The 13,310-nt window shown below is 29.6% G+C and carries 8 protein-coding genes; 7 read left to right on the top strand and 1 reads right to left on the bottom strand.

Going from position 1 to position 13,310, the window contains the following annotated elements:
* Positions 1-17: 17 nt before the first annotated feature.
* The 3 genes from MRU_RS05710 to MRU_RS05700 all read left to right on the top strand — a co-directional run bounded on the left by MRU_RS05710 (position 18) and on the right by MRU_RS05700 (position 7,416).
* Positions 18-4,658, top strand: a complete 4,641-nt coding sequence (locus MRU_RS05710; protein ID WP_012955938.1) for a UvrD-helicase domain-containing protein — start codon at positions 18-20, stop codon at positions 4,656-4,658.
* A gap of 263 nt (positions 4,659-4,921) precedes the next feature.
* Positions 4,922-6,118 (top strand): hypothetical protein, encoded by a 1,197-nt coding sequence (locus MRU_RS05705; protein ID WP_012955937.1) that lies wholly within the window; start codon positions 4,922-4,924, stop codon positions 6,116-6,118.
* A gap of 98 nt (positions 6,119-6,216) precedes the next feature.
* Positions 6,217-7,416, top strand: coding sequence for a tetratricopeptide repeat protein (locus MRU_RS05700; RefSeq protein ID WP_012955936.1), 1,200 nt, complete (start codon positions 6,217-6,219; stop codon positions 7,414-7,416).
* 111 nt (positions 7,417-7,527) lie between these two features.
* Here MRU_RS05700 and MRU_RS05695 read toward each other — a convergent pair whose 3' ends face one another.
* Positions 7,528-8,262 carry a winged helix-turn-helix domain-containing protein gene (locus MRU_RS05695; protein WP_012955935.1) on the bottom strand — a complete coding sequence of 245 codons (735 nt, stop codon included), beginning with the start codon at positions 8,260-8,262 and terminating at the stop codon, positions 7,528-7,530.
* A 734-nt stretch (positions 8,263-8,996) separates the two neighbouring features.
* Between MRU_RS05695 and MRU_RS05690 the strand changes: the two genes are divergently transcribed.
* The 4 genes from MRU_RS05690 (at position 8,997) to MRU_RS05675 (ending at position 12,880) form a co-directional block, all read left to right on the top strand.
* The gene (locus tag MRU_RS05690; protein WP_012955934.1) at positions 8,997-9,338 is read left to right on the top strand and encodes a helix-turn-helix domain-containing protein; all 342 of its coding nucleotides are present in this window, start codon (positions 8,997-8,999) and stop codon (positions 9,336-9,338) included.
* A 121-nt stretch (positions 9,339-9,459) separates the two neighbouring features.
* On the top strand, positions 9,460-10,236 hold the full coding sequence (locus MRU_RS05685; RefSeq protein WP_012955933.1) for an ImmA/IrrE family metallo-endopeptidase: 777 nt from the start codon (positions 9,460-9,462) through the stop codon (positions 10,234-10,236).
* A 375-nt stretch (positions 10,237-10,611) separates the two neighbouring features.
* A complete protein-coding gene (locus MRU_RS05680) occupies positions 10,612-11,085 on the top strand; it encodes a hypothetical protein (protein WP_012955932.1) in 474 nt (157 codons plus the stop codon).
* 313 nt (positions 11,086-11,398) lie between these two features.
* A complete protein-coding gene (locus MRU_RS05675) occupies positions 11,399-12,880 on the top strand; it encodes a zinc-ribbon domain-containing protein (RefSeq protein WP_012955931.1) in 1,482 nt (493 codons plus the stop codon).
* Positions 12,881-13,310 lie beyond the last annotated feature (430 nt).

Raw genomic sequence — 13,310 nt, 5'->3', positions numbered from 1 at the left:
AATGTAAAGGGGAAAATATGGAAACTATAGCAGAAAACCAGAATACAGAATTTGAACTAAATGAATACCAAGAGGAAGCTGTCACATACTATGGCGAAAAGCCTCTCTTGATTGAAGCAGGTCCAGGTTCAGGTAAAACCAGAGTTATTACCGAAAGGGTAAGGTACCTGGTAGAAGAAAAGGAAATGGACCCAGAATCATTCTTAATAATTACTTTTTCTAATAAGGCAGCTCGTGAGCTTAAAGAAAGATTAATGGACTATTTTGATGTGGATATAATCAATCAAATGCAGATATCCACTGTACACTCTTTTTGTTATAAACTATTAATCGAAAACACTAACATTACCTATAAAATCCTTGATGATGATTATGGAACAAAAAAGAACATGTTCATATATAAGAATAGAGAACGACTTGGGTTTAAAAGAGAGTCTACATTAACTAGAGGAAAGGTAAAGGATGTAGTGGCTGCTTTTGACAAATATTCTACTTTTGATGTGGATACAGAAAAACTGGTAGAATGGATAAAGGAGAATGAACCAGTTTCCCAAGATTATATTGATTTTGTAAACGAAGAATATAGAAAAACCGGCAAGTTTCCAAGAAAGAAGATAGATCTTGATAAAAAGAAAAAGAATCTGAAAACTGCTACTGATTATCATGCCTATGCAGATTCCTGGTATAATGCATTGCACCTTCAAGTGGCAAAGGCATATCCAATCTATAAAAAACTTTTAGATGAGCACAATTATCTTGATTTTAACATCCTTCAGGTAAAGGCTCTTGAATACTTAAAGGAAAACCCAGAAACCCAATATACAAACATTCTTGTTGATGAGTTTCAAGATACAGACCCTGTACAGATTGAAATATTTGAAATATTAATGAAAAATGCTTTAAATCCCATAGAAAAAAGTAAAGATGATGCTGAAGAAGATTGTCCCCCTATTAGTGAATTAGAACTAGATGAAGCGGAAATCTCTGATAAGAAAATAACATCCTCATTTACTGCTGTAGGAGATATGGACCAAAGTATATATGGATTTAGAGGGGCTTTGGAAAATTACTTTGAATATTTTGATAATAAATATTGCTGTAAAAAAGTTGGATTAAACGTCAATTACCGCTCTACTAATGAGATTATTGAGTTCAGTGAACAATACATAAAGATGCAAAGGGGTAAAAAATCTAGAAAGAATTTAAGAGAGGCCCGTAAAGAGTCAAGAAACATCTACTATATAGAAAACGAAGAAAGGGAAATGGAAGCGGCAAGCATTGCCAAAATCATCAAAGGACTTAAGGATGAGGAAAAGATTAAAAACTACAATGATGTTGCCGTCTTGCTTAGATCTGTCCTCACTTCCTCTAAAGACATAATCAACGTATTCAATGATGAGAACATTCCATTTCAGGTAAAGGGATTGCAGGACCTTGAAAACAAGGATGAGATAAAATCCATCTTAACTCTATTGCATTTCATAATTGAAGACGATAACCCTCAAGAAACTCCAATAATCACATTCTGGGAAGCTGACTGGCTTAACCTAAGGGCATTTACAAATGCAGACTTTAAGCAGACCTTTATAAAATTATCCTCTGAAACAGAGGAAATATTGATTGAAAAGCAAAAGGAATTTGAAGAAAATGTCTTTAATTATGCTAAATTAATTTATAATGACATCACAGGGAATAGATTTACAAAAAGAAGCTATAAGGGAGTTTTAGAGCTTGAAGATGAAGTTCTTGATGCTGTTTTTAAGGAATATCCTAAACCTGTATTAACAAATAAAACCCTTAGAGAATATGGAATTACTAATGAAGATGATTTAGAATTCTTCAATCAATTGAATGAGCTTAAATTTGAAATATTCGGTGATGATAAGGACTTTGATGAAAGGCCTACCATATTGAATGTCTATTATAGGATCCTTGAGATATGCGGTTTCTTAAGTGAAGACTATATATTTGACCCTAAAAACAAGCAAGCTTTGGATTATATTGGGCTTTTTACCCAAATCATCTACGAATATGAAAACATCATATCCAACAGAGACATAAGAGGCCTTTACTGGTTCTTAAACTCTAATATCAAGAATTACAGCTATGACATTGAAAATGAAAATGGCGTAAACATAATGACCATTCATAAGTCCAAGGGATTGGAGTTTCCAGTTGTCATTCTTGCAGGCTTGAACGACTCATCTTTCCCAAGGGAATATGAAGACCTAAGAGAAACCAAATATAAGAATGGAAGCGCTGTATTCTACACTCCAAGGGAATGCCTAAGATATAAAAGCCTTGATAAGGATGATGTCACACTCCATTATGAGGAAGAGGAAAGGAATATCTATGTGGCTATGACCAGGGCTCAGGACCTTCTTATTTTATCTAAAAACTTTAAAAATCCTAAAAAGACCACTTATTCCAAGACCTTGGAAAAGGAAATCAAAGCAATCGAGCTAAAGGAAAAGATAAGTAGTATTAAGGATGAGCTTGATGAGCTGATGAAAAAAGAGGATGTTAATGATTTATCCTTCCTTCTTAAGAGCTTGAATGATGAGTTAAAAGATATAAGGGCAGAACTTAAGGAATTGAAGCCTCTTATTAAAGATCATAAAAAGATTAAGGTTCTAAATAAGCAATTGAAAGAACTTTCCATTGAAATAAAATGGAAGATAAAAGACTTAAAATACGAAGATAAGATTATGGATGATCTTATTGACTTATTCAATCTTGATGAGGATAGTGGATTAACAAGGGATGATTTAAAGAATATGTTCTTGAATGACTTTGACATTGGTGAAAATAATGAGGATTCTGATGAATCTGAGAATAGTTTTGAGGATATAATCAATGATTCAACTATTGATAAAGAATTAGATAACGATAATACATCCATAGATTCATTAAGTAGTAATAATAAACCTATAGAAGACTACTTTGAAGATAAAGAAGCATTATCAGACATATTAGTCCGTACTGAAAATGAAATTGCAGGATTAGGTGAGGATATAGAAAAATCACTAAAGAGAACCAAAAAGCTCTTATCTAAGCTTAAGGAGCTTCAAGATGATGACTTAAATGATTCAATGTCTGAAATTCACTTCAAATATAAGATGGAAATCCAATCAATCATTGAAGGGGCCATTGAAAGCAATGAAGATGATTCCCTCAGCAAGAATCAAATTGCCTTAAATGCATTGTACTGCATGCTCCAGTCAATCGAGTCTGAAATAATGGAAAACAAAGAAACCATGGAATCAAATAAGGAGATCTTAAAGCGAGAAAAAGAGTTGAACAATAAAAAATCATACTTGGATTATAAAATCAAGCTAATTAAAGACACTGAAGAATTCGACAAGAAATATGACATGGGATATAGTATAAGCAGTTATGAGGAATACAAGATAAAAGAGGACTTGGATGAACTCAGCAAAGTGCTTATGGATGATTCAGTCAACTCCATTGGAGATTTGGCACTCTTAAGAGAAAAGGTTCTGGAAGCTGGAAGTCCAAAGCTTTGTGAGGACTTCATAATCAATTGGGAATTGATTGAATCTCTATTTAATGATGACAAATTTGCCAAACTGGAACTTCTCTTTAAGATAATGGAATCTGAAGAGATTGATAATATTAGGCATATGTCAATCCTAAATGACAGAACAGAGCTCAAGGAGAAAACCAAACTCTTCTTCATGTTATTCTACTATAAGAACCAAGAGATTGAATATAAGGAGAAATTATCCTTCATCAATAAGAAAAAGGACCATCTTGGCAATTTAATCAATGCATATGATGGAATTATAAAGATTGAACCTACCGAAATCGACAAGGTAATAGATGAAAGGAAGATTCCAAATGTTATTGTAATAGAGGATGACAAGAAGCTAACCTTAAGCTACAGTTCCATTCAGACCTATGAATCCTGTCCTTTCCAGTATCATTTAGCCTACAACTATAAGTTCAAGATTTCAGATAGGGAAGCAATTACTGAAGGAAATATCAATCACAATTCCTTAGAGGAAATAAATAAGACAATCATTGAAAGAAAGGATGAAAAAGAAGGAGAATTAGTTGGAGAAATAGACAATGAACTTCTCATTTCAAGAGATGAAATCATTAAAATCGTCAAGAGAATCTATATGGAAAGCCCTAATATAGACCGTGACGAAACTCCTATAGACTATGTTCTATCAAATATCTTTGAATATTGGGACAATTATGGCAGAAGATTTGATATCATTGGCTCTGAATATCAATTTGACATCAATAGAGAGGACTATTTTGTTTTAATCGGTTCCATTGACTTATTATATAAAACAGATAATGGAATTGTTATCTTAGACTATAAGACAACTGAAAACATCTCTAAAAAAGCTCAAGAGAAATATAAAAAGCAATTATATACTTATGCTTTAGCTTTAAAGGATGATCCAATGTATAATGATGCAGTTGTTGATAAGCTGCAGATATATGCAATCAAATCTCTTGAAATGCTTGACTTTGAGCTAAATGAAGAAGAGAGGGATGAAAGAGAAGAGAAGATTAGGGAAATTGCATCTAACATTAGGAATGAGGAATTCCATTCAAAAGGTTATGACGAGTTCTCTGAATGTTCATTCTGCAGATATAGTTTTATTTGTGAAAACAATTAATTATATGGTTTTATTTGTAAAAATGACTATTTCCTGTCTATTTTTAAATAAAACTTTAACTTATTTAATCTCAAATAATTTTAGAAAACTTTATATATGATTTTAATATAATATATAATAATCAAACAGGGGATGTGATATTAGATTGTTTAAAAACAAGTATCATACTGCAATAAACCAACCAATACATCAAATTACTTTAAATTTTTAATTATTGTCAAAATGCCTTTATATAAAATATATATCTACCATGGGGTTTTATTTTGAAATTTTATAACGATACTGACATATTTGTCTTTTTAAATGAAGAATATGCTGATTTTGAAGGAAATGAAATCGAATCAATCGAATCTAATATTGAAGATGATTTTGATTATCTATTCAATTTTTACGAGGAAAAAGAAGAGGATTATAATCATTTAGTTGACTTTTATGATGAAAATCTGGAGTCTTTTGAATTTGATTCATTAATCAAGGATTATGAGGATTACATGAATCAAATAGATTCATTTATCGATGATAATCAATATAGAGAAGATAATATAGAATCCTTTATAGAAGATTATGAGGATGAAGGGGAAATATTTGATTTGATCATTGCAAAATATGAACAGGAAAGACAAGAAGAATTGGATTACTATGCAGATGAGTATAAAAACCAGATAAGTCCCGATGATGTGGAAGAGAAATACTATGACCATATTGAATCTTTAGATGAGATGCATTATAATAACTATGAAGAGTCCATAGAATCAAAATTTGAGGCCTACCAGTCAAGTCCAATCAATAATCACATCGATTATGGCAACATGCATGAGGTAGATAACTTTTCAGACTATTTGGATTATAAGGACATGGACACTATCGATTTTGCTTTAAGCCAAGCCGATTCCTATAATGAGATTGACCGCTCTCCAGAATGGGATATTATAAATAGTGATGGTCCTGAATACGATGAACCCTTTTTCATAGAGGATTTTGATGATTGCGACAATATAGTTGTGGATTATTTGGAAAACATTCTTCCATTAGATGCAGAGCTTGAAACATTAATTGAAGATGACCCATATGACTCTTTAGAGAATCTTATTAGCTTTGATGAGGAGATCAATTCAAACATTGAAGGAGAGATTGATTTTCTAATTTCAAATAAGCTAGAGGAAATGGAAAGGTATGAATATGAGGTAGATTCATATCTGGAATCTCTTTTAGAGGATAAGAAAGCCATTAATAATTCAATAGAAGCTTATTTAGACAGGGAAGAATACAGAGAGTATGATGAATATTATCAGTTCAATGACTTGGAACTTGAAGAGATAGAAAACCAGGGCATAGATTTTGATGACTTGAATAATCTAGATGGAACAGCTAATATCTATTTCAATAGAGACGAGGAAGATGAAGAGCCATTTGACTTAAATGAGGATATTTATTATGGTGATTATCAGTACGATGAGTAAATATTAAAGATTATAACTAAAAATTTAGACTTAAACATATAAAGAATTATTTTAGATAAATAGACAAAGACTTTAAAAATAAGAAAAAGGGATTAATAATGAGTTCAAAAGTAGATTTAGAAAAGGCAAGAGAATACAATAAAGTAAAGAAGTATGAAGAGTCCTTATCATGCTACCAATCTTACTTAGAATCTGGTGAAGAACTACCTGAAATAGATAAGGAAAGATATGCATGGGACATATACTTTGCAAGAGTCAAGAATGCAAGCACAATAGCTGAATTGGAGGAATATGTCAAGGAACTGACCAAATATGCAAAGCAAAAGAACTCTTCCCGTAGGGAAAAGCCTTGCTCCTATACCATTTCCATACTTAAGCTAATGAAATTCTATTCAGACAATATCACATTTAACAACAATGCATATAAGCTTATAGCATGGGCTGATAAGTTAAATCCCGATTACTTAAGCAATAATCAGGCTAAAAGGGATGACACTCATAAATACAATTCAAACAAGGAAAACTGGTATCTCCAGATAACCAAAGGGCTCTTTGAAATTAAAAAATACGATGATGTGATAAGGCTATCCAATGAGGCCTTGGAAAAGATTCCAGAATTTAATAATTTCAATGACTATTGGTTCAAATACAAAATAGCCAAGTCCTATAAGGAATTAGGAGAATACGATAAGTCCTTAGAATATTTGGATGAAATCGTTAAGGTTAAAAACGATTGGTTCATCTATCATGAAATAGCTAAAAACTATTATTTAAAAGAAGACCTTGATTCCTCTGCCAAATGGGCTGCTAGAGCTGCATTATCTCCAGACGGCAAGGTAGAAAGCAAATTGAAATTGTATCTATTGATTGGAGACATTTTAAAGGCCAAAGGCTATGAAGATGAATATATCATGCATAAGTACTTGGTCTATGTAATACGCAATGCCAAGGACTGGACCCAAGAGGAAGGCTGGGATGAGGAATTGGCTTCATATGAGTTGGATCTTGATAATACTGACTACAAATCAATCCATAAGGAACTGTCTGCCCTTTGGCTCAGCTTAAAATTCATAGGCCAGGAAAGACAATATGGTAAGATAACTAAGGTCTTTGAAAACAACAATGGATTTATAAAATCCGGAAACAAGTCTTATTTCTTTAATGCCCGTGAATTCCAGGATGATAAAAGCTTTATCTATGAAGGAACAGAAGTGTCTTTCTTTTTAGAGAAGGCTTATAATAGGAAGAAAGATGAAGTGGTTGATAATGCTGTGAATATTTACTGTGAAGAGTTTTAAAATTAGAAATAGTTAAAAAAAAAGAAGTATTCTTAAGAAAAAGTTAGTTAAAAATTTTCAAAACTAGTTAATTTGCTATGGAGAAATAAACTAAAAAAGTAAAAAAGAGAATTATAATTTCAATAATTCTTCTTTTTTCTTATCAAACTCTTCTTTAGTTAAATAACCTCTCTCAAAGAGTTCTGCATACTTTAACAATTCATCTGCAGGAGAGAATTCCTTATAGACAATATACTTATGTTTATGATGGTGTTTGTGTCCATGATGCTTGTCATGGCATTTTCTTTTGGATTTATCCTTATCATCTTTTAGATTGGCCCTGCGGCTTCTGATTTCATAGATTTCATCATTTTCCTTTTGGTTTTTAGGCCTGAAGTATTTAACCTCATTCTCTTTAATTACATCATTGGAGATTTCCGCTCTGACATCTTCCATTTGCTTTTGTAGAGAAGCCTTTAAAGCGTCCTGTGGATTTGGAATCTCTTCAGTTACATCATCATGAGTATAAACATCCTTTAACTCTTTAAAAGCAGAGTTTTCCATAAGATCCTCTTCTTTCAATTCATCTGGATTTTCCTCAAGGACTTTCAATCCTTCATCAGTAATATTATAGTAAAGGAATCTGTTTGATTCAATTAGATCAGCCTTTCTTAGGTATGTATTAGCTGTGCTGATTCTAGATTCTATCAATGTTTCACCATTAGGCAAGGTAATGTTTTTATCCTCTTCAGAGATTTCTATTATTTCAATAACCTCATCTGTAATGTCCTTTACCTTATATTCATCCTTATCTTTTATTGTCTTAAGCAATGGTAAAAATAATTCATTTATTTCAGGAACTGCCATAATATCGCCTTATAAACTATTTATTAATATTAATAAATTCTAAATATTCATCTAAAATAAATCATCTAAATTTAATTCTTATATTAATATATGGCATTTAAATATTAAAATTATTTGCTAATACAAATAATAAATGGACACTAATAATTAATGCATTCAGAATTATTACAAATTTAATAAAATATTACTAAATTAAGAATAAATCATTAATATAATCATATTAAAAACTAAATAAAAAACTAGTAAAAAGTTAGTAAATTTCTATTAAAACATTATTAAAAGCATAGTTAAAAAAATAAGAAAAATGAAAAACTATAATAAAGACACAAGCAAACTATAGCAAATATACAGTAAAAGTATAATAAAGACATAGGTAAACTATAGCAAATATACAGTAAAAGTATAATAAAGACATAGGTAAACTATAGTAAATTTATAGTAAAACTTAATAAAGCCATAAGTAAACTATGGCTATTTGTAATAATTTTTTACAAAAAGATAAAAAAATTATCTTTATTTAAACAATTTATTTATCAAAACAATAAATCTAATCGATAATAAATCAAAAATAAATTTTATATAAATCATATTTTTCAAAACAATTAATTAAATGAAAAAATTAAAATTTCAACTAATAATTTGAAATCTTTTTAAAATTTTTTTGTAATAATTATATCGTAATATTTATATATTCTTATTACAAAAATAATAATAGAATTAGTTAAGTGAGATCAATGAAAAAAATAGGACAACGTTTACAAGGATTAAGAGAATCAAAAGGATTGTCTCAATCTGACTTGGCTAACTATTTAGGTATTTCACAGCCACTCCTATCCCAGATAGAAGCTGGAAACAGAAACCTGAACCTGTCATTGCTGGATAAGCTTTGTGCATTATACGGATGCACCGATTCCTATATTCTTTGTAAAGATGACGAATATAATGCAGTAAACTTTTCCTTTAGATCAAAGAATGCTGCAAGGGAAGATTTGGATTGCATTTCTTCAGTACATAAGATTGTCTTGAACATGCGTTTTTTAAACGAAATAGACGAAGATGATGAGTCTGAAGAATAATGCAGAAAATTATTAGTTAGTTTAATAAGCAATTGTTGCTTATTATTTAACTCTTAGCCCATATTATGTTCCATTCCTATTTGAATTCATAAAATCACTAAAAAAAATTCTAAGTGGTTAGATGAGAGATAGAATAAAACTAAATTCATTTGCTGTCGAATTGAGAAGAGATTGGGAGTTGAACCCATACAGTCCAATAGACCTATTCTCTATTGTATTATCCAAATTACCCGATTTAACAATCATTTTTTATCCAATGTCTGAAAATACAAGCGGCATGTGCATAAAAAATATTAATCTTTTCAATGAAAAGGAATTAGAAGAAGAATGTGATTCCGATGACATGGTTGTATGCATAAATTCAAACATGTCTAAGGGAAGGCAAAGATTCACCTTAGCACATGAATTATACCATCTTTTATTTGAAGAGGATAAGGAGGACATAATTATCTGTGAAGATTCAAATAAGGATGACTCTGAAATAGAAGCTAATATATTTGCTTCTTATTTAATAATGCCTTATGAGGGGTTAGAGCGTTATTATAAAACAAATAATATTGGCAAATGGACCTTGGAGGATACCATTCGTGCAGAACAGTTCTTCCAGATGAGCCACCATGCAACGTTATTTAGATTAAAAGAACAGGAATTCATTACAAAAGAAGAATGCATAAATTTTAGGAAAGTTTTTATAGGTTATGAAGCCAGAATCAATGGATTCAGCGATGATCTATATGTTCAATCCGAGGAATCTAAAAAGTACTATTCATTAGGTAAATATATTCGATCGGTTGAAAAAGCCTTCTCGAATAAGAGAATATCTAGTGGAAAAAGAGATGAATTGCTTTTAGATGCTTTCAGGAGTGATTTAACTTTCAATTTCAATGATGGCTTATAATATAAGTTAAATTCAAATAAGCTTATTAAAGCAAATGAAATAACTTATAATTAAGTCGATTGAAACAAATTATAAAACTTTTTAAGTTTAAAAAAGGGACTCTTAATAGGTTTAAACTTATTAAAATAATGGTTTAAAAACTTATTAAATAAATCACAATAAGTTAAAACTTATTAAAATTAAACAAATTTAATTTGTTTAAGTGTAAAGGTTTAATTTTTATTAATAATTCGCCAGAATTATTAATTTTTACTGTAAATGTTTAATTTTTAAATACATATGTATTTTTAAAAGGGTTAAAAAATAAGCAAAATGCTTATTTTTAAGGGCACAAAGGTTTAATTTAAAAAAAAACTGTATGTAGAGTGGGTGATTATGAAATCAATTGTTTTTAATATAGACTGTCTGTTGAATTTTTTAAAGGTAAGAAGATCTGATTTGTTGGAAAGGAAGTTTAAAAGAATTATAATCTCTAATAAGGTTTATAATAATTTATCCAATCCAAGCATATCACAATACATAAGGGACGACTTAAATACACTTATTGATAAGAAATTTATTAAAATAGAGGAAATCAACTTAAACACGGCTGTTTTCGAGCTTTATTATGAAATTATCAATAATTATGATAATGAAATATTAGGCGAAAGCGAAGCTTCCTCCATTGCACTTGCAGTCAAGAATAAAAAGACACTTGCTTTCAATAATCCAAAATCAATTGAGTTTTATCTGGAAAAGTATGATATAAAATGCATTGGCACTAAAGACATTTTAAATGATCTTTTAGACAAAAAAATTATATCAACAGATGAATTCTATGGCATACTCAATGAATTAAATCAGTATTAATTCTATCTCTCTTAATTTTTCTTTTCTTTACTTTCAAAGTGTTTTTTTAGTAATCTATCTCTCTTAATTTCTCTTTTTTTATCTTCAATAGTGTTTTTTAGTGAGTAATTCATTTTTCACAATAACTCTTTATTTTTTTATTTATTTTATCTAAATTACAATAACATTTAACTATTTTTACTAAAATCCTATTCAAATTTTAACATTGGACAATCAAAAACCATAATATTTAAATAGGGAATAACATAATAATATTGTTGAATAATATATTCAATCTCTGTATTTTTATAAATTAATACAGGGGGTGAAAAAGATGATATGTCCAAAATGTAATACAGTAAACGATGATAATGAAAAATTTTGTAAAAATTGTGGTTTGCAGCTGAATACAACTAGAATATGTCCTAATTGTAACACTGCAAATAAGCCAAATTCCAAATTTTGTCATAAGTGTGGTACTACCTTAAGCCCTGTAGATACATTTAAAAAAGGAATTATAGAAGAAAATACAAGCAATTCTTTCTTTAGTACATACAAGATACCTATAATCTGCGCTTTAGTTATTTTACTGGCTATCGGCGCTGTTACAGGAGTGGCTATTTTCGGTGGTGACGGCAATAATGGGATCAATTCAATAATCCCTTTGGCAAATGACACATATGACGATACAAACTTAAATAATTATGGCGTAAATCATGACAATGTAAGCCAAACTCAAAGTGATAACTTTACAGAAAACCAGACTGACAACCTAACAGACAATCAGACTGTCAATCAGACTGTTGAAAATAAAACAAAAACTGCAACTGTTCAAAATCAGACAGACAATAATAAAACAAGCAATAACGATACAAATAAAACAAAAGTCTATTCTGAAAAGACTAACACTACAAACAGTTCAGCAAAAGTCAACACTGAAAAGACAAATGCAACTAACAGTTCAGCTAAGACATATACTGAAAAGACTAACACTACAAACAGTTCAGACAAAGTCTACAGTGAAAAGACAAATTCAACAAACAATAGTAAAGTTTACACTGAAAAGACCAATAAAACCAGTGATGATAATAAAAAGAACGATACTTCAATTGATTTGAAAACTGATGATAACCTAACTTCAATTGACAGTAAGATAAATAATACAGATGATGATAATAATTCTGTGATTGTAATAGATAATAAGCAAAATGATTCTGATTTAAATGATTCTGATGACTTAAACAAGAATGGCTTAAACGATTCAGATGATTTAAACAAGAATGATGACTTAAATGATTCTGATGACTTAAACAATAATTCAGATTCAGGAAAAGATACAGACAATACATTAAATGACACAACTGATGATAATAAAGGAGATGATACTATTTCTGACACAATAGAAATGACAGATGTTCCAAATCTTGCTCAAGAAGCTGCAAATAATAATTACCGCTTCTCTTCTATAAGTTATAAAGGAAATGTATTTACACAAGCACAATGCATTGACATTTTCAGTGAATATATATTGAATGTCAACAATGGCGTATTCTCTCCAATTAAGATTAATTCTGTCAGTTCTGCATCTAGTCCATCTGGAGAAGACCAAAGTCAGTCTATTTCCCAATCTGACTATATCAGCATTGCAAACAGAGTCCACTCATGGATTGACAGCAATAATCAAGTTCCTAATTATGTTGGAGTGAGCGTAAAAGGTCAAGCGGATCTTTCTCCAAATAAGATGCTTGAATTGTTCGGCCAAGTTGTCTTAAACTATGCAGTTACAGGAGACATGCCACAATCTGTTGATATCTAAATTAGATAACAATTTGTTTTCTATTTTTTAATTAAGATAATTATTTATCTTAATTTTTTATTTTTTTATTAATTTTTACTTTTATATTAAATTAAACTCTTATTTATTATTCTTATTCTTTAAATTAAATTAAACTCTCTTTTTATTATTCTTATTTCTTTTAAAATTATTATAATGACTATTTTTTCTATTTTTAATTCAAGAAATTTTGTTAAATTTATAATCAGAAAAAACACTTTCAAATCAATTTTTACCCCAATTAATAAAAAAGATAGGTCCTATTATATAAAAGTTTACAATATCAAATCAATATTGATTTGAAAAATAATAAGTTTTAAAAAATATGAAAATCATATAATAAATAGTATAAAATATCTTTATTTTTCTAAAGATTTACTAAAAATTCAATAATTTTTCTTAAATTAAGGAA

This window comes from Methanobrevibacter ruminantium M1 (genome assembly GCF_000024185.1).
GTDB classification, from domain to species: Archaea; Methanobacteriota; Methanobacteria; order Methanobacteriales; family Methanobacteriaceae; genus Methanobrevibacter; species Methanobrevibacter ruminantium.
This window is presented reverse-complemented; position numbering and strand designations above follow the sequence as displayed.